Annotated in this window: 20 protein-coding genes and 1 tRNA gene; 4 read left to right on the top strand and 17 right to left on the bottom strand. The window is 73.9% G+C overall.

Features of this window, described 5'->3' with window-relative positions:
* Window positions 1-61: 61 nt before the first annotated feature.
* Window positions 62-148 (bottom strand) — tRNA-Ser (locus tag ACI79D_RS21255).
* A 28-nt stretch (window positions 149-176) separates the two neighbouring features.
* On the bottom strand, window positions 177-686 hold the full coding sequence (locus tag ACI79D_RS21250) for a hemerythrin domain-containing protein (protein ID WP_456920488.1): 510 nt from the start codon (window positions 684-686) through the stop codon (window positions 177-179).
* Between the two features lie 162 nt (window positions 687-848).
* Between ACI79D_RS21250 and ACI79D_RS21245 the strand changes: the two genes are divergently transcribed.
* Window positions 849-1,493 carry a hypothetical protein gene (locus tag ACI79D_RS21245; RefSeq protein WP_456920487.1) on the top strand — a complete coding sequence of 215 codons (645 nt, stop codon included), beginning with the start codon at window positions 849-851 and terminating at the stop codon, window positions 1,491-1,493.
* Between the two features lie 148 nt (window positions 1,494-1,641).
* Here ACI79D_RS21245 and ACI79D_RS21240 read toward each other — a convergent pair whose 3' ends face one another.
* Window positions 1,642-2,331 carry a TetR/AcrR family transcriptional regulator gene (locus tag ACI79D_RS21240; protein ID WP_456920486.1) on the bottom strand — a complete coding sequence of 230 codons (690 nt, stop codon included), beginning with the start codon at window positions 2,329-2,331 and terminating at the stop codon, window positions 1,642-1,644.
* Window positions 2,332-2,425: 94 nt separating this feature from the next.
* Here ACI79D_RS21240 and ACI79D_RS21235 point away from each other — a divergent pair, with 94 nt between their 5' ends.
* Window positions 2,426-3,094, top strand: coding sequence for a DUF2306 domain-containing protein (locus ACI79D_RS21235; protein WP_456920485.1), 669 nt, complete (start codon window positions 2,426-2,428; stop codon window positions 3,092-3,094).
* Window positions 3,095-3,275: 181 nt separating this feature from the next.
* Here the strand turns inward: ACI79D_RS21235 and ACI79D_RS21230 are convergent, their stop codons facing one another.
* The 13 genes from ACI79D_RS21230 to ACI79D_RS21170 form a co-directional block, all read right to left on the bottom strand.
* Window positions 3,276-3,983, bottom strand: coding sequence for a class I SAM-dependent methyltransferase (locus tag ACI79D_RS21230; protein ID WP_456920484.1), 708 nt, complete (start codon window positions 3,981-3,983; stop codon window positions 3,276-3,278).
* Between the two features lie 103 nt (window positions 3,984-4,086).
* Complete coding sequence (locus ACI79D_RS21225; RefSeq protein WP_456920483.1) at window positions 4,087-4,947, bottom strand: LLM class flavin-dependent oxidoreductase; 861 nt, start codon at window positions 4,945-4,947, stop codon at window positions 4,087-4,089.
* A gap of 15 nt (window positions 4,948-4,962) precedes the next feature.
* Window positions 4,963-5,376 (bottom strand): TIGR03668 family PPOX class F420-dependent oxidoreductase, encoded by a 414-nt coding sequence (locus ACI79D_RS21220; RefSeq protein ID WP_456920482.1) that lies wholly within the window; start codon window positions 5,374-5,376, stop codon window positions 4,963-4,965.
* Window positions 5,377-5,415: 39 nt separating this feature from the next.
* On the bottom strand, window positions 5,416-6,438 hold the full coding sequence (locus ACI79D_RS21215) for an ABC transporter ATP-binding protein (protein ID WP_456920490.1): 1,023 nt from the start codon (window positions 6,436-6,438) through the stop codon (window positions 5,416-5,418).
* Between the two features lies 1 nt (window position 6,439).
* Window positions 6,440-7,480: an ABC transporter ATP-binding protein gene (locus ACI79D_RS21210; protein WP_456920480.1), complete on the bottom strand. Its 1,041-nt coding sequence runs from the start codon at window positions 7,478-7,480 to the stop codon at window positions 6,440-6,442.
* A complete protein-coding gene (locus tag ACI79D_RS21205; protein ID WP_456920478.1) occupies window positions 7,477-8,376 on the bottom strand; it encodes an ABC transporter permease in 900 nt (299 codons plus the stop codon). Before ACI79D_RS21205 ends, ACI79D_RS21210 begins: the two co-directional genes overlap by 4 nt.
* Complete coding sequence (locus tag ACI79D_RS21200; protein ID WP_456920489.1) at window positions 8,373-9,302, bottom strand: ABC transporter permease; 930 nt, start codon at window positions 9,300-9,302, stop codon at window positions 8,373-8,375. The genes ACI79D_RS21205 and ACI79D_RS21200 overlap by 4 nt, the downstream gene beginning before the upstream one ends.
* An 8-nt stretch (window positions 9,303-9,310) precedes the next feature.
* Entirely contained in the window at window positions 9,311-10,837 is a 1,527-nt protein-coding gene (locus tag ACI79D_RS21195; RefSeq protein WP_456920477.1) for an ABC transporter substrate-binding protein, read from the bottom strand.
* Between the two features lie 229 nt (window positions 10,838-11,066).
* The gene (locus tag ACI79D_RS21190) at window positions 11,067-12,551 is read right to left on the bottom strand and encodes an aldehyde dehydrogenase family protein (protein WP_456920476.1); all 1,485 of its coding nucleotides are present in this window, start codon (window positions 12,549-12,551) and stop codon (window positions 11,067-11,069) included.
* Window positions 12,552-12,692: 141 nt separating this feature from the next.
* The gene (locus ACI79D_RS21185; RefSeq protein ID WP_456920475.1) at window positions 12,693-14,492 is read right to left on the bottom strand and encodes a glycoside hydrolase family 2 protein; all 1,800 of its coding nucleotides are present in this window, start codon (window positions 14,490-14,492) and stop codon (window positions 12,693-12,695) included.
* Between the two features lie 65 nt (window positions 14,493-14,557).
* Window positions 14,558-15,406 (bottom strand): MaoC family dehydratase, encoded by an 849-nt coding sequence (locus ACI79D_RS21180; RefSeq protein WP_456920474.1) that lies wholly within the window; start codon window positions 15,404-15,406, stop codon window positions 14,558-14,560.
* 2 nt (window positions 15,407-15,408) lie between these two features.
* Window positions 15,409-16,746 carry a 3-oxoacyl-ACP reductase gene (locus ACI79D_RS21175; protein WP_456920472.1) on the bottom strand — a complete coding sequence of 446 codons (1,338 nt, stop codon included), beginning with the start codon at window positions 16,744-16,746 and terminating at the stop codon, window positions 15,409-15,411.
* 11 nt (window positions 16,747-16,757) lie between these two features.
* A complete protein-coding gene (locus ACI79D_RS21170) occupies window positions 16,758-18,038 on the bottom strand; it encodes an acetyl-CoA C-acetyltransferase (protein ID WP_456920470.1) in 1,281 nt (426 codons plus the stop codon).
* Between the two features lie 92 nt (window positions 18,039-18,130).
* Between ACI79D_RS21170 and ACI79D_RS21165 the strand changes: the two genes are divergently transcribed.
* Window positions 18,131-18,772 carry a TetR/AcrR family transcriptional regulator gene (locus ACI79D_RS21165; protein WP_456920469.1) on the top strand — a complete coding sequence of 214 codons (642 nt, stop codon included), beginning with the start codon at window positions 18,131-18,133 and terminating at the stop codon, window positions 18,770-18,772.
* Window positions 18,769-20,796, top strand: coding sequence for an acyl-CoA dehydrogenase family protein (locus ACI79D_RS21160; RefSeq protein ID WP_456920468.1), 2,028 nt, complete (start codon window positions 18,769-18,771; stop codon window positions 20,794-20,796). The genes ACI79D_RS21165 and ACI79D_RS21160 overlap by 4 nt, the downstream gene beginning before the upstream one ends.
* 142 nt (window positions 20,797-20,938) lie before the next feature.
* Here ACI79D_RS21160 and ACI79D_RS21155 read toward each other — a convergent pair whose 3' ends face one another.
* Window positions 20,939-22,474 carry an amidase gene (locus tag ACI79D_RS21155; RefSeq protein WP_456920467.1) on the bottom strand — a complete coding sequence of 512 codons (1,536 nt, stop codon included), beginning with the start codon at window positions 22,472-22,474 and terminating at the stop codon, window positions 20,939-20,941.
* Window positions 22,475-22,569 lie beyond the last annotated feature (95 nt).

Genomic DNA, 22,569 nt, shown 5'->3' with positions numbered 1-22,569 from the left:
GCCGGTGACCGCGAGCGGTCACCGGCCCCCCGGACGTGGATCGAGGGTGAGCCCTCGGGAGCGGAGGGCGTGGGATTCGAACCCACGATGGGTTTGACCCCATAGCGGTTTTCAAGACCGCCGCCATCGGCCACTAGGCGAGCCCTCCTGGCGCCGTCGAGGCTAACCCGACGCGCTCACCGGTTCTCGTCGATGTACCGCTCGGGGTCCTTGTCGCGGATCGGGATGCCGGCGTAGTGCTGCGCCTCGAAGGTGAGGAACTGCACCGCGATGTCGTGGCGGGTCTGCAGGTCGGCGTGCCGCCGGAAGTCGAGCAGGTCCTCCCGCTCCTCCTCGCCCATGTGGTCGTCGTTGGCCTTGCGGGCCTCCCAGACCGCCGTCCACCACTCCTCGGTGCCCACCTCGTGCTCGCCGGCCTTGCGGACGGCGTCGCGGATCTCGTTGTGGTCCTTGATCGCGTCCTCGACCTCGTCGTCGACGTCGCCGTCGGGGTTGCCCTTCCCGAGCCGGAGCAGCCGCGGGTAGAAGAACCGCTCCTCCGCCTCGGCGTGCACCTCCAGCAGCACCCCGAGCCGGGCCCACACCGCGCCGAGTGCCGCGGAGTCGCCGCGGGGCATCTCGTCGAGCAGCGCGAACGCCCGCCGCTGCTCGTGGTGCTGCTCCAGGATCACCTCGGTGATGTCCATGCGCCGACCCTCCCCGGCTCGGCCGACCGGGGCAATGCCCGCCGACCCCGGCGGTCAGCGCTCCGGGGAGCTCCAGCCTTCGCGCTGCAGCCGTTCGGCGCCGTCCAGCAAACACGGCGTCGCTCAAGTGTCGGGCCGCTGCTCCGCCCTATCGTCGCCGCTGTGGGCGGTCAACAGGCGACCCTGGGCACTCTGGGAACTTGGGCCGTCGTCTTAGGCGCAGTTCTCACTTCGTCCGTCATCTCCGCGGTACTCACCAAGGTGATGGACCGGACCGGCGCGCACGTCGATCGCGTGAGGGAGGGCTACGCAGAGGCGTCCAAGGCGCTTGTCGCATGGTCGTTGTTTCCCGACCGCATCCAGCGCAGAGTCGACGACGAGCCTGACACGCGCGCCGCGCTCGCTAAGACAGGGACAGACATCACGGAGCGTCTCGCGTACTACTCCGGCTGGGTGCACACGGAGAGCCCTGTACTCGGCGAGCTGTACATGAGCCTCGCAGAAACTCTTCGTCGAGAAACCGCCCCGCGTGCTCAATCCGCGTGGAAGCTGCCACCTCGACGGAGCGGCGACAAGATGAACCTCGGCACAGGCGTGGTCGATGCCTCTCCCGCGGGCTGGCGACACGTGCGCGCCTTTGCGGCTGGCTTTCAATACCGATTCGGATGGCGACGCTATCTCGTTCCTCCTGCCCTGCTGAGACGCCGACTGATTGCAAAGGGGCTACTTCATGAAAGCTCAATGACCACAGCCGCGGAAGACGTACCTGAGACACCAGCGCACACGGGCGTGGCTACTGAGGGATGATGGGCACTCACTAGAAGACCGGGACACTTGCAATGCGCAAGAAAAGGTACTGGATGAATGGCCTGCACATCCCCCGCTACAGCCCTATGTGACAGAGCGCAGCATTCGTCGCACGTTGGGCCCCTCTTCTCGCCGACGAGGCGATCAATCAGCCCTTCGAGGAAGCCCAGGCCGCGCGGTGCAGCCGTTCGGCGCCGTCCAGCAGCAGGTCGAGGGCGAACTCGAACTCGAACTGCTCGTCGCAGCCCCCGCCGACGGCGGACAGGTGCCCTCCGGTCGCGGCCGTGGCTATCGCCAGGATGTGCGGGAAGCGCCGCGCTATCGCCGCCTGCACCTCGGGGCCGGGGGGCGGCGCGTCCGGGTCCTGCGGCTCCTCGAACAGCTCGGGACTGAAGCCCCAGATGCGGTTGCCCAGGGCGTGCATCACGTGGTGGGTCAGGTCCGCCGAGAGGCCGCCGGCGAGGAACTCCCCCGCCACGGCGTCCATGTGACCCAGCACGACCGGCGTCCGGCGGGTGCGCGACTCGATCGCCTGCCGCGCCCACGGGTGCCGCAGCACCGTGCGGCGCGCGGCGAGGACCCGCTGCCGGACGGCGGCCTTCCAGTCCAGCGCCGGGTCCGGCTGCGCGATCTCCCCGAGGACGACGTCGACCATGCCGTCGAGCAGTTCCTCCTTGTCCGCGACGTGCTTGTAGAGCGCCATCGGGACGACGCCGAGCTGCTGGGCCAGCCGGCGCATGCTCACCGCCGCGATGCCCACCTCGTCGGCCAGGGCGACCGCGGCGCGCAGCACGCGGTCCCGGCTGAGGGGTTCCCGGCGGCGCGCCTCGGGCGGCATCGACGTCCTCCACGGGTCTTGACGTGTGTACACCGTACACCTATGGTCCTCGCCAATGGGTGTACGCCGTACACCGGAGACGAAGGGACCCGCCATGAGCTCCTCCCGACAGTGGCTGACCCCCGCGGGGCTGCTCCTGCTCAGCGCCGTCCCGGTGCTGGCCGGCGCCGCCCGGGTCGGCGAGATCACCGGTGGGGCCGAGGCGACGGCGGACAACGCCCGGTTCCTCGCCTCGCCGGCCCCTCTGCTCGTGCACGTCCTCGGCGCGACCATCTACTGCCTGCTCGGCGCGCTGCAGTTCGCCCCCGCCCTCCGCCGGCGCCGGCCGCGGTGGCACCGCGTCGCCGGGCGGGTGCTGGTCCCGTGCGGGCTGGCGGCGGCGCTGTCCGGCGTGTGGATGGCGCTGTTCTACGAGCGCCCGCCGGCCGACGACGTGCTGCTCACGCCGATGCGGCTGTTCTTCGGGCTCGCTATGACCGGCTGCCTCGTCCTAGGCGTCGCCGCGATCCGCCGTCGCGACCTCGCCGGCCACCGCGCCTGGATGGCCCGCGGCTACGCGATCGGCCTCGGGGCGGGCACCCAGGTGCTCACCCACCTGCCGTGGACGCTGCTGGTCGGCCCGCCGAGCGGGACCCCTCGGGTGCTGATGATGCTGGCGGGCTGGTTGCTCAACCTCGCCGTGGTCGAGTGGGCGCTGCGCCGGTCGCGCGTCCGGCCGACGCGGGTGGCCGGACCCGCGGCCACCGCCGTCCCCGTCGCCTGACCCCGACCCCGGCTCCGGCCCCGTCCCACGCCCGATCCGCGCTCCGACCCCGATCCGCGTTGATCATGGGCTCGCTGCCGGGGGACACGCCGCCGCCCGGCGTGTCGGCCTGCAACAACGCCATGATCAACACGGAGAGGCGCGGACGGACCGCCAGGAGGGGCGGGCAGGGAAGTCTGTGTCAGACGGCCACCGCGGTGACGAACGTGCAGACGCCGTCCCCGCGCGTGGCCCGCGCCCGCAGACCGAACAGCCGGAGCACCGCCATCTCGACCCGGTACGCCAGGCGGGTCAGTCCGCTGTAGAAGGTGTCGCCGGCGTTGGTGACCTCGATCCGGTCGAACCCGGCGAGACGGACGTGCTCGGTCAGCATCCAGTCCGGGAGGATCGTGATGTGCCCGGGCGAGTGGTAGAACTCCGGCCCGAAGATGTACGGCGAGCCCACCAGGAAGTTCTTCAGCCGCGAGTGCGGGTGGGTGATGTTCGGCGTGCTGACCAGCAGCCGGTCGCCGGCCCGCAGCAGTGACCGGATCTGACGCAGCACCTGGCGCGGGTTCTCCACGTGCTCGAGCGTCTCGACGCAGAGCACCATGTCGAACGGGCCGCGGGTCTCGTCGGTCCACTCGGGGGCGTCCAGGTCGAGCCGGGCGATCCAGTCGTGCGGTGGGTCCAGGTCGGTCGGGACGACGTCGAAGCCCGCGTCGCGCAGCCGCAGCGCCAGCGCGCCGCACCCGGAGCCGACCTCGAGGATCCGCCCGCCGTCCGGCAGCGCCTGCCGCACCAACTCCACGGCGTACTCGTGCACCCCCGGGGCGGCGTGCACCCCGTGCCCCTTGTAGGACCGGACGGCCTCGGTGCGCCCGCCACTCCTCTGCTCCGCGACTGCCATCGCGCCAGCCTGGCACACCTCCCCGCCGCCCACCCGCGAGCACGCGCCGGGGCCGGCGGACCCTCTCCCCGTCGGGTGAGGCAGCCGGACGGGGAGAGCCCGCTCAGAGGGCCACCTCGGCGAGCAGGTCGACCTGCGCCGGGTCGGGCACGGTCGGGTCGAGGATCAGCTCGTCGATCCCGACCTCGGCGAACGCGGTGACGACGTCCTTGATCGCCTGCGGCGACCGGTGCGCGCTCCCGGCGATGAACGCGGCGGTCTCCCCGCCCATCGGCTGGTAGTAGTCCAGGAGGTAGGCGCGGGACTGCTCCTCGGTGTCGCCGAGGGAGAAGTAGTTGAGCGCCACGATCCGGGGGGAACCTTCCCGGCCGGCGTCCCGCCACGCCGCGCGCACCTTCTCGACGAACGGTGCGGTCGCCTCCGGCGGCAGCCCGCCCGCCGTCCAGCCGATGCCGTGCCGGACCGCCCGACGGACCGCGGCGTCGGTGTTGCCGCCGATGAGCAGCGGCACCCCGGCGTGCCCGGTCTCCGGGGTCGCCGACCGGGTGCCCTCCGCGATCGGCTCCCCCGCCCACGCCCGGCGCAGGTCGGCCAACTGCTGGTCGAACAGGCGTCCGCGCCCGGCGAAGTCGCGGCCGGTGAGCGTGTAGTCGGCCTCCCGCCAGCCCACCCCCAGGCCCAGGGTCAGCCGTCCTCCCGTGAGCTCCTGCACGGTGGCCGCCTGCTTGGCCAGCTCCGCGGTGCTGCGCGCCGGCGCGATGAGCACGTTGGGGAGGAACCGGATCCGCTCGGTCACCGCCCCCACGGCGGCGAACACGGTCAGCTCCTCGTAGCTGGGATAGGAGACCGCACCGATCGAGGCCAGCGTGGAGAACCCCGCCGCCTCGGCTCGCCTCCCCCACTCGAGGAGCTGGGTGCCCGTGGTGCCGCGGACGCTGTTCGGGATGCCGATGCCGATCTCCACGCTGGACTCCTCCTGTCAGGACGTGCCCGACCAGCCACTCCACCGCTGGACGGTGACGACGAGGAGCGGCCCGGCCGGGGGCTCCTCGCGGTACTGCGGGTGCCGGTCGACCAGCGCGGCCAGCCCGGGGTGGGCGGCGGCAGGCTCGTCGACGACCTCGGCCGTACCGTCCGCCCGGACCCACCACAGCCGCGACCAGTCGTCCTCGTAGTGGTCGACCAGCAGGGCGCAGCGCGGCTCGGCCCGCACGTTGGCCAGGCGCTGCAGCCGCGGCGAGCGCTTCGGCTTGGCGTCGACGGCCGAGTAGACGACCCCGTCGACCAGGGCGAACACGACGGGGACCAGGTGCGGGGCGCCGTCCGGCCGCACGGTGGCCAGGCGGGCCACCGGGCTGGAGGCGAACCGGTTGCGCAGTTCCGCCGGCTGCACGCGGCAGTCCTACCAGGGACGCTGCCGGACGACCACCGCTCACTCCGCCGCGGCCGCGACCTCCTCGCGCTCGACCGGCGTCCCGACGACGCCGTGCAGGTGGCAGGCCGCCCGCTGCCCGGGCGCGCCGACCGGCTGGAGCGCGGGGTCGACGTCCGGGCACGGCTCGAACGCGTACGGGCAGCGGGTGCGGAACCGGCAGCCGCTGGGGACGTTCGCCGGCGAGGGGACGTCGCCGCCGAGCACGATCCGCTTCCGGGAGCGCTCCAGCGCGGGGTGCGGCACCGGGACGGCGGACAGCAGCGCCTGCGTGTAGGGCATCTGCGGATCGGCACCGACCGCCGACGCCGGCCCCACCTCGACGATGCGGCCCAGGTACATCACCGCGATCCGGTCGGAGACGTGCCGGACGGCGGACAGGTCGTGCGAGATGAACAGCACGGTCAGCCCGAGCTGCCGCTGCAGCCGGCGCAGCAGGTTGAGCACCTGCGCCTGCACGCTGACGTCGAGGGAGGCGATCGCCTCGTCGCACACGAGGAAGTCCGGCTCCCCGGCCAGGGCGCGGGCGATGCCGACGCGCTGCCGCTGCCCGCCGGAGAACTCGTGCGGGTAGCGGCCGGCGACGGCGGGGTCCAGGCCCACCAGCTCCAGCAGCTCGGCGACCCGCTGCGCCCGCTCCCGCCGGCCGCCGTGCAGGCCGTGCACCTCCAGCGGCTCGGCCACCGTCTGCGCCACCGTTCGGCGGGGGTCGAGCGAGGCGAACGGGTCCTGGAACACCATCCCGGCCCGGCGGCGCAGGTCGCGCAGCCCGCGCTTGCCCAGCGCGGTCACGTCCGTGCCGTCGAAGGTGACCGTCCCCCCGGTGGGCGGCACCAGCCGGAGCAGCGCGTTGCCGAGGGTGGACTTCCCGCAGCCGGACTCCCCCACCAGCCCCAGGGTCTCGCCGCGGTACACGTCGAGGTCCACCCCGTCGACCGCCCGCAGCACCCCGGTGGGACGCCGCAGCGCGCCGCCGGAGCGGATCGGGAAGTGCACCTCCAGCCCCCGCGCGGAGACCAGCACGTCAGACAACGGGACCCTCCTCGCACCACGTCGCCGCCCGGTGCGGCAGTCCCCCCGACACGGACCGCTGGCTCTGAGTGGGGCGGAAATGGCCATTTCTGCCCCCACCGACGAGGGTGAGGGGTGGCTGCTCGGTCTCGCACCGCGGGTCCGCGCGCACCGGGCAGCGCGGCCAGAACACGCAGCCGGGCGGCAGGTCGGTCGGCGCGGGCGGCACCCCGGGCACGGTGGCCAGCTCGCCGCCGTCCGCCGTCGTGAGGTCGGGCAGCGCGCCGAGCAGGCCGCGGGTGTAGGGGTGGGCGGGGCGCTCGAGGACGTCGTCCACCGTGCCGTCCTCCACGCAGCGGCCGCCGTACATGACGAGCACCCGGTCGGCGATCCCCGCGACGACGCCGAGGTCGTGGGTGATCCAGACGACGCCGGTGCCGTGCTCGGCCTGCAGCTTCTCGACCAGGTCGAGGATCTGCGCCTGCACGGTGACGTCGAGGGCGGTGGTGGCCTCGTCGGCGATGAGCAGCGACGGGTTGTTCGACAGCGCGATCGCGATGACCACCCGCTGCCGCATGCCGCCGGAGAGCTCGTGCGGATAGCGGTCCAGCGCGCCGCGCGGGTCGGGGAGCCCGACCTCGACCAGCAGCTCCGCGGCCCGGTCGCGGGCCGCGACCTTGGACACCTCGCCGTGGGCGCGGATCCCCTCCACCAGCTGCCGGCCGACGGTCAGCACGGGGTTGAGCGAGGTCATCGGGTCCTGGAACACCATGCCCACGCCCGGGCCGCGCACCTCGCGCAGCCGCTCGGGGCGCATGGTCAGCAGGTCCTCCCCGTGCAGCCGCGCCCGCCCGGTGACCGTGGCGACCCGCGGCGGCAGCAGCCCGAGCAGCGCCAGCACCGAGACGCTCTTGCCGCTGCCCGACTCCCCCACCACGGCGACGGTCTCGCCCGCCCCGACGGCGTAGCTGAGCCCGTTGACCACGTGCGCCGTCCCGCGCGGCGTCCGCAGCTCCACGCGGAGGTCCTCGACCTCCAGCACCGGCGCGGTCACCGGCCACCTCCTGCCATGAGGGTGCGCTGCCGCGGGTCCAGGACGTCGCGCAGCCCGTCGCCGAGCAGGTTGAAGCACAGCACCGTCACGAAGATGGCCATGCCCGGGAAGAAGGCCAGCCACCACGCGATGTCGATGAAGCCGCGCCCCTCGGCCAGCATCAGCCCCCAGGAGGGGTTGGGCGGCTGGGTGCCCAGACCCAGGAAGGACAGCGCCGCCTCGGCCAGGACGGCGAAGGCCAGGCTGATCGAGGTCTGCACGATGATCGGCGGCGCGGCGTTGGGAAGCACGTGCCGGGTGAGCAGCCGGAAGTCCGACGCGCCCACCGACCGCGAGGCCCGCACGTACACCTCTTCCCGGACGCCGAGCACGCTGGCGCGGGTGACCCGGGCGAAGATCGGCACGTAGACGATGCCGATGGCCAGCGCCGTGTTCCCCGACCCCGGGCCGCGGACGGCGAGCACCGCGATCGCCAGGAGCACCGCGGGGAACGCGAAGAGCACGTCCATGAACCGCATCAGGACGTCGTCCACCCACCGGCCGTAGAAGCCGGCCAGCAGCCCGATGACGCTGCCGACCAGCAGCGCGATCGCCACCGCGAGGAACCCGACCCGCAGGGACACCGCGGCCCCCAGGATGACCCGGCTGAGGATGTCCCGGCCCAGGTCGTCGGTGCCGAACGGGTGCTCGAGGCTGGGCGGCTGGAGGCGGTCGGCGACGTCGATCTCGTTGGCCCCGCTGGGCGCCAGGGTCTCGTCGAAGACCGCCATGAGCACGATGAGCAGCAGCACGGTCGCCGCGATCGCCGCGGTCGGGTTGCGGGCGAGCAGGCCCAGCGTCTCCCGCCACCGCGGCCGGGCGGGACGCAGGGCGACGGGGGCCGATTGCGTGGTCATCGGCGGATCCGGGGGTCGATCGCGGTGTAGAGCAGGTCCACCACCAGGTTGATCACGAGGAACACCAGCGCGAACAGCAGGATCGCGCCCTGCAGCACCGGGTAGTCGCGGGCCTGCACCGCCTGCAGCGCCAGCTGCCCCAGGCCCGGCCAGGAGAAGACGATCTCCACCACGACCACGCCGGAGAGCAGGTAGGCCAGCTGTACGCCGGTGACGGTGACCAGCGGGAGCAGCGCGTTGCGCAGCACGTGCCAACCGAAGACCTGCCGGGTGGGCAGCCCCTTGGCCTGCGCCGTCCGGACGTGGTCGGCGCCCAGGGCCTCCAGCACGCTGGAGCGCACGAAGCGGGTGATCACCGAGCCGGAGACCACGCCCACGACCAGCGCCGGCATCACCAGCCGCTCCAGCCAGCCCAGCGGGTCCTCGCTCAGCGGGACGTAGCCGCCCGAGGGCAGCCAGCCCAGCGTCCCGGCGAAGACCAGGATGAGCACGATCGCCATCCAGAAGTCCGGCACCGAGATGCCGATCTGGCTGAGCACCGTGGCGATCCGGTCGACGACCGACCGGGGGTGCAGCGCCGACAGCGTCCCCAGCGGGACGGCGATCAGCAGCGCGACCAGGATCGAGGCGAACGCCAGGGTCAGCGTCGCCGGCAGCCGCTCGGCGATCAGCGAGGTCACCGTGTCCCCGCTGCGGAAGCTCACCCCGAGGTCACCGGTGAGCGCGCGGCCGGACCAGCCGACGAACTGCTCGACCAGCGGCTGGTCCAGGCCGGCGCGGGCGCGCAGCGCGTCGTAGGTGTCCTGGTCGAACCGGGTGCCCAGCGCGAGCCGGACCGGGTCGCCCGGGACCAGGTGGACCAGGGCGAACACGATCACGCTCACCCCCGCCAGCACCACCACCGACTGGCCGGTGCGGCGGAGCAGGTAGCCGGTCAGGGCAGCTCCACGGTCTCGAAGTTGATCGCCTTGTCCGCCCGGATCTGGTACCCGGCCAGGCCCGGCGCCCAGGCCTGCACCACGTCGGGGTTGTAGAGGTACAGGTAGGAGACGTCGTCGACGATGAGCTGGGCGGCCTGGTCGTAGGCCTGCTTGCGCGCCGCGTCGTCGGTGGCCGTGGCCCCCTGCTGCAGCAGCTGGTCGACCTGCGGGTTGCTGTAGCCCTGGTAGTTGTTCGACCCGCCGGTGACGTGCTGCTCCTGGTAGTACGCGGCCGGGTCGAGGTTGCCGAGCCAGCCGAGCAGGAAGGCGTCGAAGTCGCCCTGGCCCTGCCGGTCGAGCCAGGTGGCGAAGTCCAGCGTCTCGATCTCGACGGTGATGCCGACCTCCTCCAGCTGGCTGGCGATCACCTGCGCCGCGGTCACGGTCTCGGGGAACTCGTCGGTGACCATCAGGCCCATCGTCAGCGGGGTCTGCACGCCCGCCTGCGCCAGCAGCTGCCGGGCCTGGTCGGGGTCGCGCTGGAACGGGGCGTAGTCGTAGTAGAAGAAGCTGTCCTGCGGGATGGCGGTCTGGTTGGGCTGCGCCGCGCCGAACCACGCCGCCTCCGCGACCGCCTCCCGGTCGATCGCGAAGGAGATCGCGCGCCGGACGTCACGGTTGTCGAACGGCGGGCGGTCGTAGTTCATGGACACGTACCAGTAGTCCACGCTCGGCGTCGTCTGCAGCTCGATCGAGTCGTCGCCCTCCAGGGACTCGATCTGCTGCGGCGGGATGTTGTCGGTCCACTGCACCTCGCCGTTCTGCAGCGCGGTGAGCGCGGCGGCCGGCTCGGTGATGTAGCGGAACTCGACGCCGCCGACGCTCGGCGCGCCGCCCCAGTAGTCCTCGTAGGCGGTGAGCACGGTGCTGCTCGCGTCGGAGCTCTCCAGCCGGAACGGCCCCGTCCCGACCGCCTCGGTGGTCAGGTCGGCCTGGTCGGCCGCGCCCTCCGGCAGGATCGCCATCCCCTTGAACGAGCCGATCCGCTCCAGCAGGTTCGGCGTCGGCTGGCTGAGCCGGATGACGACGGTCTGCGGGTCGGGCGCCTCGACGGCGGTGACGTTGGCGAACCGGTAGGCGTTGCTCAGCTCCTCGTCGATGATCCGCCGGTAGGAGTAGACGACGTCGGCGGAGTCGAACTCGCTGCCGTCGTGGAAGGTGACCCCGTCGCGCAGGGTGAACGTCCAGGTCAGCCCGTCCTCGCTGGTCTCCCACTCCGTCGCCAGGCTCGGCTCCATCGTGAGGTCCTCGGGGTCGGGGACGACGAGGGTGTCGTAGACGTTCTCCAGCACCTGGAAGCTGGGGTAGGCCGTGGTGACGTGCGGGTCGAACTGGTCGGGCTGGGCCGCCACCGCCGCCACGAGGACGTCGTCGCCGCCGCCTCCTCCGCCTCCCCCGGTGTCCACGCTCTCGCCGCCACCGCAGGCGCTGAGCACGAGCGCGCCGGCGGCGAGCAGGGGCAGGAGTCGGTTGCTGCGCACGGGGACCTCCGGGCGGGGTCGGGAGCGACGGCCTCCCCCGACCCTGGACCCGCCCGCCCGACCTCGCAGGTCGGAACGCCGATCGTCACCCCTCCGTGACTGACGCGGCCGCCGTCCCACACTGCAGACGACGACCGTCGCCGTTGTCGATCATGGGCTCGTCGCCGTGCAACACGCCGGCACCGGCGTGTCCGCCGGCAACGAGCCCACGATCAACGGGAGAGGAGGGTCAGAGCGCCACGTAGACCGACTTGGTCTGCAGGTACTCGTCGAGGGCCTCGGGGCCGTTCTCCCGGCCGTAGCCCGACGCCTTGTAGCCGCCGAAGGGCAGGCTCACGTCGAGGACGCCGTAGGTGTTGACCCAGATCAGGCCGGCCTCCAGCCGTGCGGCGACCCGGTGGGCGCGCCCGACGTCCTTCGTGTGGAGGCCGGCGGCCAGGCCGTAAGGCGTGCCGTTGGCCAGCACGACCGCCTCCTCCTCGGTGTCGAACACCTGCACGGTGAGGACCGGTCCGAAGATCTCCTCCTGCACCAGCCGCGAGTCCGGCGCGACCTCGGTGACGACGGTCGGGGCCATGTAGAACCCGGGGCGGTCCAGCCGCTCGCCACCGGCCACCACCTTGCCGTTCGGGCCGCCGTCGGCCAGCGCCACGTAGCGCTCGACGTTCTGCAGGTGCCGCTCGCCGGCCATCGGGCCGACGACGGTGCCCTCCTCCAGCGGGTCGCCGACCGGCACGTGCGTCGCGCCGGCGACCACGCCGGCCAGCACCTGGTCGTACACCGAGCGCTGCACGAGCAGCCGGGTGCCGCCCATGCAGAACTGGCCGGTGTTGAACACGAACGCGGAGACGGCGGCCTGGACGGCCTCGTCGAGGTCGGCGTCCTCGAAGACGATGTTGGCCGACTTGCCGCCGAGCTCCATCGTCACCGGGGTGACGTTCGCGGCGGCGGTGGCCGCGATCAGGCTGCCGATCTTCGTGGAGCCGGTGAAGGCGATCCGGTCGACCCCGGTGTGGCGGGCCAGCGCGTCGCCGGCGACGGCGCCGCTGCCGGTCACCACGTTGAGGACACCCTCGGGCAGCCCCGCCTCGGTGAGCAGCGCGGCGATCCGCAGCGCGGTCAGCGGGGTGTCCTCGGCCGGCTTGTGGACGACGGTGTTCCCCGCGGCCAGCGCCGGGGCGATCTTCGACGTCGACAGGATCATCGGGAAGTTGAACGGCGTGATGGCCGCGACCACACCCAGCGGCTCGCGCCGGGTGTAGGCCAGGCCCGGGCCGCGGATGCCACGGGTGGCGCCCTCGATGGCGCCGGCCAGGCCGCCGAAGTAGGAGAAGTGCTCGGCCGTCGTCCCGGCGTCGATCATGCGGGCGAAGGCGATCGGCTTGCCGGTGTCCAGGCTCTCCAGCCGGGCGAGCTCCTCGGCGTTCTCCTGGATCAGCTGCGCCGCGCGGATCAGGATCGCGCCGCGCTCGCGCGGGCTCATGGCCGGCCACGGGCCGCTCTCGAAAGCCCGGCGGGCGGCCTGCACCGCGAGGTCGACGTCCTCGACCGTGCCCTCGGGCACCGTCGTGACGACGCCGCCGGTTGCGGGGTCGACGACGTCGCGGCGCTCGGTGCCGGTGCTGTCGCGCCAGGCGCCGTCGATGTAGAGCCGCCCCGGCGGCAGGGCCACCGAGTCGGCGGCGGTCGGAGCGGCTGCGTCTGTCGTGCTCATGTTCTGCCCCTTTCCCGGACAGTCCGTTCGGACCGCCCCGAAACCGACGCTACGCCGCTGAGCAGGCAAGATGTGTTCGTTGAGCGTACAACCACCACCGGCGAGTGTGTGGTGTCGGCCACTGCACGGACGGCTGTCCGTTCAGCCCTCGCCGAGCGTCGCGCGCCGGAGGTCGTCGGGGTCGCACTTGGGCACCCGGTCCATCGTCAGCAGCCCGTTGACCTCCTGGTAGGTGTCGGTGAGCTGGGTCCAGCAGGCCCCGGCCAGCGCCTCGCTCGCGTGCACCGCCGCCCACTGCGCGCGGTAGCGGGTGAGCAGGTCCTCCGGCGAGCGGGCCTCGGCGTAGCCCCACCCCCGGTCGTCGTGGGCGTCGGTCCGCAGGGCCACCCCGCCGAACTCCGACAGGACGACGGCGCGGCCTCCCGCCCCGGCGCGGTCGAGGTCGGCCAGCCGCCCGTCGGGACGGCGGCCGCTCGCGGCGCGCTCGAGGTCCTCGCGGGTGCGGTAGCGCGCCGCGAGCACCGCCGGGTCCTGCTCGTAGTCGTGCACGCCCAGGACGTCCCCGCCGACGGTCTCCCAGCCGTCGTTGGCCGAGACCGGCCGGCTGCCGTCGAGGGCGCCCGCCGCGGCCGCCAGCGCCCCGATCAACGCCCGCTGCCGGGGGTCGGCCGACGCCTCCTGCACGCCCCAGGACTCGTTGAGCGGCACCCACGCGACGACGCTCGGGTGCCCGCGGTGCGCGGCGACGACCTCCGGCCACTCCCTCAGCAGGCGGGCCGCGGCGGTCGGCCCGGGCCGGTGCGCCGAGGGCATCTCCGCCCACACCAGCAGACCCATCCGGTCGGCGAGGGCGAGGTGGCGGGGGTCCTCGGTCTTCTGGTGCTCGCGCACCCCGGTGAAGCCCAGCGCCCGGGTCAGCTCGAGGTCGCGCCGCAGCGCCGCGACGTCCGGCGGGGTGGCGCCGGTGTCGGGCCAGTACCCCTGGTCGAGGACCAGCCGCAGCCGCGTCGGCCGGCCGTTGACCAGGAACTGCCCGTCCTCGACCCCGACCGACCGCAGCGCCGTGTAGCTCTCCACCTCGTCGAGCACCTCGCCGTCGTCGGCGACGAGCGCGACCTCGGCGTCGAGCAGCCGGCCGTTCCCGGGTTCCCACAGCAGGCCCCAGCGGTCGTCGAAGCCGCCGTCCCCGACCTGCAGGGTCCGCTCGACGACCGCGCCGTCGACCCGGACGGCGTCCTCGGCCAGCAGGCGGTCCCCGGACCGCAGCCGCAGGTGCAGCCGGGCGCCGGTCACCGGGACGGCGAGCTCCACCCGGACGTCGACGCGGAGGGTCAGCGGGTCCCCGCGCCACTGCACGTCGGCGACGTGTCGCGGCGAGACGTGCTCCAGCCACGGGGTGCGCCAGATGCCGGTGGTGCGGGGGTACCAGATGCCGTGCGGCTCGTCCCGCCAGTCCTGCTTGCCGCGCGGGGCCTCGAGGTCGGCCGGGTCGTCGTCGGCGCGGACGACGAGGTCCGCGCCGTCCCCCAGGGCGTCGGTGACGTCGACGGCGAACGGGGTGTACCCGCCCTCGTGGTGCACGACGTGCGCGCCGCCGACCCAGACGTCGCACACCCGGTCGACCGCGCCGAGGTGCAGCACGGTGCGCCGGTCCCCGCCCGGCGCCGGCAGCGGACGGCGGTACCAGACCCGGCGCAGCGGACCCTGCCAGTGCACGCCGGACGCCGGGGTCTCCGGCGCGTAGGGCGCCCGGATCGTGCGGTCGAAGGCCACGCTGCCCGGCGCCGCGGTCCGGTCGGGGTCGGCGGCGAACTGCAACTCCCCCTCCAGCGAGGTCCACGGCCGGCGCAGCAGCGGGCGGGGGTGCTCGGTCGGGTCGGTGGCGCCCATGCCCCCCAGCTCAGCGGAGTCGCCGCCCGCCCGCATCCGGTCGGCGATCATGGCGCCGGGACCACGCCGGGAGCTCCGGCTGTGGGCACGGCGCCGTGATCGGCGAGGAGAGCCCGTCAGAGCGGGCGGACGGTGCCCAGCAGGTGGTCGGAGCCGGACGTCGCGTTGCGGACGGCGAGGTCCCAGCCGCCGTCGACGGGCGCAGCGGACAGCGTCACCGTCGACGGCAGGAACAGCGGCTTCTTGAAGACGACGTCGGCCACCAGCGTCTCGGGCAGCCGGCCGGACAGCGCCGCGAGCGCCCGCCCCTGCACCCACATGCCGTGGGCGATCGCCCGCTTGAACCCGAACGCCTTGGCGGTCAGCGCCGACAGGTGGATGGGGTTCACGTCGCCGGAGACCCTGGCGTAGCGGCGCCCGGTGTCCTCGGGCACCCGCCAGCGGATGGTGCCCTCGGGCAGGGTCCCGACGGTCACGTCGACGTCGGCGTCGGCAGCGCCGTCGGGAGCGGTCGCACCGCGCGCCAGGTAGGTCGAGCGCCCGCGCCACACCTCCGCGCCGCCCACGCGGACCGACGCGCACAGGTCGACGGTGGCGCCGCTCCGGTGCCGGGCGAACCGCTCGGCCCAGACCTCGAGGTCGAGGACCTCCCCCGGCGCGATCGGCCGGAGCACCGCGATCCGGTTGCGGACGTGCACCAGACCCGGCAGCGCCAGCGGGAACGCGCGGTCGGCCATCAGCTCGACCTGCAGCGGGAAGGTCAGCACGTGCGGGTACGTGGCGGGCAGCGCGTCGGCCAGCGGGAAGTCGCAGACCCGGCCGTAGGCGGCGACAGCGGCCGGGTCCACGGCCACGCCGGTGCGGGTCAGCCGGGTGTCGGGCAGGTCGCCGCCCCGGCCGCGCGCGCTCAGCGCGGCCCGGGCGAACAGCGCGGGCAGCCTCGGCGGCCGGGCCGGTTCGCTCATCGTCAGGCCCCCAGCAGCGACTGGCCGCACACGCGCACCACCTGGCCGTTGACCCCGGCGCTGGCCGGCTGCGCCAGCCACGCGATGGTCTCGGCGACGTCGACCGGCAGGCCGCCCTGCTGCAGCGAGTTGAGCCGCGCCCCGACCTCGCGGGTGCCGAACGGCATCCGCGCGGTCATCTCGGTGACGATGAAGCCGGGGGCGACCGCGTTGATCGTCGCCCCCCGCTCGGCGAACCCCGGCGCCCAGGCCCGCACCATGCCGATCACCCCGGCCTTGGACGCCGCGTAGTTGGTCTGCCCGCGGTTCCCGGCGATGCCGGACTGCGAGCTGACCGCGACCACCCGCGCGCCGGGCCGCAGCACCCCCTCGGCGTCCAGCATTGCCTGCGTGAGGTCGAGCTGGGCCTGGAGGTTCACCGCCAACACGGCGTTCCAGCGGTCGGCGTCCATGTTGACCAGCAGCTTGTCGCGGGTGATGCCGGCGTTGTGCACGACGACGTCGACCCCGCCGTGGCGCTCGCGCAGGTGCGCGATCAGCCGGTCCGCCGCGTCGGGCGCGGTGATGTCGAGCTGCAGCGCCGTCCCGCCGACCTCGTTGGCGACCTCGGCGAGCGCCTGCCCGGCGGCCGGGACGTCGACGGCGACCACGTGCGCGCCGTCCCGCGCCAGGACCCGCGCGATCGCCGCACCGATGCCACGGGCCGCGCCGGTGACGACCGCGACCTCGCCGGCCAGCGGCCGCTCCTCGCCGGTCCCGGCGGGGACGTCGGCGGCGCTCAGCGTGACGACCTGCCCGTCGACGTAGGCCGACCGGCCGGACAGGAAGAACCGGACCGGGCTCTCGATCGACGCCTCGGCGCCCTCGGGCACGTACAGCAGGTTCGCCGTCGCCCCGTTGCGCAGCTCCTTGGCCACCGATCGGACCAGCCCCTCCAGTGCCTGCCGCGCGGCGGCGGGAGCAGGGGCGGCCGCCGAGGCCGGCGGGTCGCCCAGCACCAGCACCCGTCCGGACGGGCCCAGCCGCTTGACCGCGGGGGCGAGGACGGCGTACGCGGCGGCGAGGTCGGCCGGACCGGCGAGGCCGGTCGCGTCGAGCAGCACCGCGCCGAGCCGCCGGTCGTCGGCCTCCTGGAGCACGGGGACGCCGGCGTCCTCGAGCAGCCGGGTCAGGGCCTTCTCCAGCCGGCCGGCCCCGGCCGAGCCGACCACCGCGGGCCCGGGCAGCAGCGGGGCGCCGGGCTCGTACCGGCGCAGCACGGCCGGACGGGGCAGCCCGAGCTGGCGGGTGACCGCCGTCCCGACACCGGAGTTGGCGAAGTCGCGGTACCAGTCGCTCACGGGGTGCTCCTTCAGGACTCGAGGATCGCGACGACGCCCTGGCCGCCGGCGGCGCAGATGGAGATCAGGCCGCGCCTGCCGGGACCGGCCTCGTGCAGCAGCTTGGCCAGGGTGGCGACGATGCGGCCGCCGGTCGCGGCGAAGGGGTGCCCGGCCGCGAGCGAGGAGCCGGCGACGTTGAGCTTCGACCGGTCGACCGGGCCGAGCGGGGCGTCCAGGCCGAGCTTCTCCTTGCAGAACGCCGGGTCCTCCCACGCCTTGAGCGTCGCGAGGACCGTCGACGCGAACGCCTCGTGGACCTCGTAGAAGTCGAAGTCCTGCAGGGTCAGGCCGTTGCGGGCCAGCAGCACCGGGACGGCGTAGGCCGGCGCCATCAGCAGCCCCTCGCCGCCGTGCACGTGGTCGACCGCGGCGGTCTGCGCGTCGACGAGGTGGGCGAGCACCGGCAGCCCGCGGGCGGCGGCCCACTCGTCGGAGGCCAGCAGCACCGCCGAGGCGCCGTCGGTGAGCGGGGTGGAGTTACCCGCGGTCATCGTGCCGTGCTCCCCGCCGAAGACCGGCTTCAGCGTCGCGAGCTTCTCCAGCGTGCTGTCCGGCCGCAGGTTCTGGTCCCGGGTCAGGCCGAGGTAGGGGGTGACCAGGTCGTCGAAGAAGCCGCGGTCGTAGGCGGCGGCGAGGTTGCGGTGCGAGCGGACGGCGAGCTCGTCCTGCTCCTCCCGGCCGATCTCCCACTGCGCAGCGGTGATCGCCGCGTGGTCGCCCATCGCCAGGCCGGTGCGCGGCTCGGCGTTGCGCGGGGCCTCGGGCACGAGCATCCCCGGGCGGACGCCGGCGAGGGCCTTGAGCCGCTGCTGGACCGTCTTCGCGCTGCTGAGCGCGATCAGCAGCCGGCGCATCTCGTCGTGGATGGCCAGCGGGGCGTCCGACGTGGTGTCGACGCCGCCGGCGATGCCCGACTCGACCTGCCCGAGGGCGATCTTGTTGGCGACCAGGATCGCCGCCTCCAGCCCGGTGCCGCAGGCCTGCTGGACGTCGTAGGCCGGGGTGGTGGCCGACAGCCGGGAGCCGAGCACCGACTCCCGGGTGAGGTTGAAGTCCCGCGCGTGCTTGAGGACGGCGCCGGCGACGACCTCCCCCACCCGGACGCCCTGCAGGCCGAACCGCGCGACCAGCCCGTCGAGGGTGGCGGTGAGCATGTCCTGGTTCGAGGCCTGCGCGTAGGCGGAGTTGGACCGGGCGAACGGGATGCGGTTGCCGCCGACGATCGCGGCCTTCCGGGTCTGCGGAGCCATCGGTGACCTCCGGGTCGCTGAGGAGAGGGCAGAAATGGCCATTTCTGCCCTCGCGGTGTGCGGGACCGACGGTATCAGGTACCTTCCGTACCGTGAAAACGTCCGCGCCCCGCCGCGACCGGCGCGACTCGCGCTGGGACGAGCACCGCCGGGCCCGGCGCGAGCAGCTGGTCGACGCCACCCTGGCCGCGGTCGGCCGGCACGGCGCCGGCGTCGGCATGGACGAGATCGCCGCCGAGGCGGGCACCAGCAAGACCGTCGTCTACCGGCACTTCGCCGACCGCACCGAGCTGCACGTCGCCGTCTGCGCCCGCGTGGCCGGCCACCTCACCGCCAAGCTGCGGGAGGCGATCACCGGCACCGACGACCCGCGGCAGATGGTCGCCGCCGCCGTCGAGACCTATCTGGCCTTCCTGGAGGCCGATCCCGAGGTCTACCGGTTCGTCGTCTCGCACCCGCTGGTCGACCGGCCGGTCGACGACCCGATCAGCACCCTCTCCCACCTGGTGGGCGACCAGGCCGCGGCGCTGATGGCGCTCGCCCTGGAGCGCGCCGGCCGCGACCCGTCGGCGGCCCCGCCCTGGGGTCACGGCCTGGTGGGCCTGGTCCGCTCCGCCGCCGACTGGTGGCTGCAGGCCGACCGGCCCATGCCCCGCGCCGACCTCGCCGCCCACCTCACCGACCTCGCCTGGGCCGGACTCTCCGGCGTGGTGACCCGCAAGGAGGAACCGTGACGACCGCTCTGCCGACCAGCGTCGACCCGAGGGCGCTCACCGAGGCGCTCGACGGCCGCTGGGCGCACGTGCGCCGCGACGCCCGCGAGCACCTGCACGACCCCGACTTCCTGCCGCGCTACGGCGAGGACGTGCGCGCCGCCCGGGAGCGGGTCACCCGGGCGGCCCGCACGCTGGCCGCCTCCGGCCGGGTCAGCCGGGGCTTCCCCAAGGAGTACGGCGGCGAGGACGACGCCGGCGGCTCGGTGGTCTCGGTCGAGATGCTGGCCTTCCTCGACCTGTCGCTCATGGTGAAGGCCGGCGTCCAGTGGGGGCTGTTCGGCGGCGCCGTCCAGCTGCTCGGCACGCAGCGGCACCACGACGCCCACCTGCGCGACATCCTGGCCTTCGACCTGCCCGGCTGCTTCGCGATGACCGAGACCGGGCACGGCTCCGACGTCCAGCAGCTGCGGACGACGTGCACCTACGACCCCGCCACGCAGACCTTCGACCTGCACACCCCGCACCCGGCCGCCCGCAAGGACTACATCGGCAACGCGGCGCAGGACGGCCGGATGGCGGTCGTCTTCGCGCAGCTGGTCACCCAGGGCCGGCGGCACGGCGTGCACGCCTGGCTGGTGCCGATCCGCGACGAGCAGGGCAACCCGATGCCCGGGGTCACCATCTCCGACGCCGGCCCCAAGGCGGGCCTCAACGGCGTGGACAACGGCCGGCTGGCCTTCGACCACGTGACCGTGCCCCGGGAGATGCTGCTCGACCGCTACGGCCAGGTCGCCGAGGACGGTACCTACACCAGCTCGATCGAGAACGAGACCCGCCGCTTCTTCACCATGCTGGGCACGCTGGTGCGCGGCCGGGTCAGCGTCGGCGGCTCGGCGTCCTCGGCGACCCGGCTGGCCCTTGACATCGCCGTCCGGTACGGCGACGTGCGCCGGCAGTTCTCCGCGCCGGGCGCCGACCGCGAGGTGGTCGTCAACGACTACCTCGTGCACCAGCGCAAGCTGCTGCCGGCCCTGGCCGCCACCTACGCGTACGCCTTCGCGCAGGAGGAGCTGCTGGGCACGATGCACGACGTCCAGGCCGCGGACGAGGTCGACGAGCGGGCGCAACGGGAGCTGGAGTCGCGCGCGGCGGGCCTCAAGGCGGCGCAGACCTGGCACGCCACCCGCACCATCCAGCTCTGCCGGGAGGCCTGCGGCGGGGCGGGCTACCTGCAGGAGAACCGGCTGCCGCACCTCAAGGCCGACACCGACGTCTTCACCACGTTCGAGGGCGACAACACCGTCCTGATGCAGCTGGTCGCCAAGGGCCTGCTCACCGGCTACCGCGAGGCCTTCGGCTCGCTCGACGGCTGGGGCCGGGTCGGGTTCATCGCCGACATGGTCCGCGAGACCGTGCTGGAGCGGACGGCGGCCCGCGGGCTGATCGCCCGGCTGGTCGACGCCGTCCCCGGCCGGGACGACGAGGTGCCGCTGCTGGACCGCGGCTGGCAGCTCAAGGCGTTCGAGGACCGCGAGAAGCACCTGCTGGAGAGCGCCATCCGGCGGCTGCGCAGGAACGCCGCGGCCGACGGGATGGCGCCCTTCGACGTCTTCAACGACGTCCAGGACCACGTGCTCGAGGCGGCGCGGGCGCACGTCGACCGGATCGTGCTGGAGGCCTTCGTGGCCGGCATCGAGCGGACGACGGACGACGCCGCCCGGGCCCTGCTCGACCGCCTCTGCGACCTCCACGCGCTGTCGACGATCGAGGCCGAGAAGGGCTGGTTCCTCGAGCACGGCCGGCTCACCCCGGCCCGGGCCAAGGCGCTCACCGCCACGGTGAACGCGCTGCTGGCGGACCTGCGCCCGCACATGGCGACGCTGGTCGACGGCTTCGCCATCCCGGAGGACTGGAAGGCGGCGGCGATCCTCACCGAGGAGCCGGCGCGGCAGGACGCGATGCACCGCCACGACCTGGCCACCCCCGACGGCATGCCGCGCCGGGGGACGGCGACCTCGGTCGAGGTCCCGCCCGCTCAGTAGCAGGAGGACCCCCTGCCCCCTCCCTCCGCGTTGATCATGGGGTTCTCGTCGGCCGCCGCGGCGTGTCCGGCCGTGTCGGCTGCAACAACCCCATGATCAACGCGGGAAGGGAGGGCAAGGGCGAAGGGCGCAGAACCGGTCGTCAGCGGGCCGGTGGGCGGGGGAAGCCGCCGACCAGCTGCTCGAAGGCGTGCGCCACCTTCAGGCAGGTGGTGTCCTCGAACCGGCGGCCGACCAGCATCATCCCGACCGGCAGCCCCTGCGACATCCCGGCCGGGACGCTGGTGGCCGGGTGCCCGCTGACGTCGAACGGCGCGCAGTTGACGATCATCTCCAGCGCGCGGGCGACCCGGACCTCGATCGGGTCGTCGGACTCCGGGATCTCCGGGGCGACCATCGGCACGGTGGGCATCACCAGCAGGTCGACGTCGGCCAGCGCGGCGTCGTACTGCCGGCGCACCTCGACCGCCAGGTTCTGCGCCTTCGCGTAGTGCCGGGTCTGCTCCCGCTCCAGCGACCAGCGCCCGGCCAGGGCCACCGCGGTGACCGTCGGTGACCACCGGTCGACCACCTCGCGCCGCGTGCGGCCGTAGTGGGCGATCAGCTCGGGGTCGTAGCGGCCCTCGTAGTTCCACCCGTAGCCGTTGCCCTCGATCATCTGCACCGTCGCGCCGTCGGTGGCGATGACGTTCCAGACGTGCAGGGCGTGCCGGTGCCAGGGCAGGTCGAGGTCGACCACCTCGACGCCCAGCTCGCGCAGCCGGCCGGCGGCGGCGCGCACGGTGTCGTCCACGCCGGGCTCGGAGAGCTCCTCCCAGCCGAACCCCTGGGCGACGACGCCGACGCGCAGGCCGGACACGTCCCCGCCGAGGGCGGCCGCGTACTGCTCGGGGGCCAGGTCGGCCGGCTGGCGCGGGTCCTGCCCGTCGCGGCCGGCGAGGACGTCGAGCATCAGCGCGGCGTCGGCGACGGTGCGGGTCATCGGTCCGAGGTGGTCGAGGGTCAGCTCGATCGGGAAGGCGCCGGTGTAGGGCACCAGGCCGTGGGTCGGCTTGTGGCCGACGATGCCGGAGAACGCGGCGGGCATGCGGATCGACCCGCCCTGGTCCCCGCCGAGGGCGAGGTCGACCTCCCCGGACGCGACCAGCGCGGCACTGCCGCTGGAGCTCCCACCGGTCGTGCGGGAGGGGTCCCAGGGGTTGCGCACCGGGCCGGTGACCGAGGTGTGGCTGCCGCCGGAGAAGCACAGGTCCTCGCAGACGGCCTTGCCCGCGACCGTGGCCCCGGCCTCGAGCAGGCGGGTGACGACGGTGGCGTCCTCGGCCGGCACGTAACCCTCGACGGTGTACGAGCCGTTCATCATCGGGACGCCGGCGACGGCCACGTTGTCCTTGACCGCCACGGTGCGCCCGGCCAGCGGGCCCTCGGCCGCGCCGCGGATCTCGGTGGTCACGTACCAGGCGCCGAGCGGGTTCTCGGCGTCCGCCGGCCGGGTGCTGCGCCGGTCGGTGGGTGCCCGCGGGGCGAGCTCGTCGTAGAGCTCCTCGACCGCGTCGTAGGAGCTGAGGAAGGCCGCGACGATCGGGGTGTAGGCGGCCACCTCCTCGGCGGTGGGTTTCATGCCGTAACTGGCCGCGAGGGCGGCCACCTCGTTCTCGTCCGGCGGGCGTACGGGCACGGCGACCTCCTGGCGTTGAGTGTGCTGGGCAAGCTAGTGACGCCGGGCAGCCCTGTCACCGTCGGCCCTGCCGATCGGCCCGGGGAGAATGCCGG

The sequence above is a fragment of the Geodermatophilus sp. SYSU D00708 genome, from assembly GCF_054050115.1.
The sequence above is the reverse complement of the archived record's forward strand: the minus strand, read 5'-3'. Positions and strand labels throughout refer to the sequence as shown.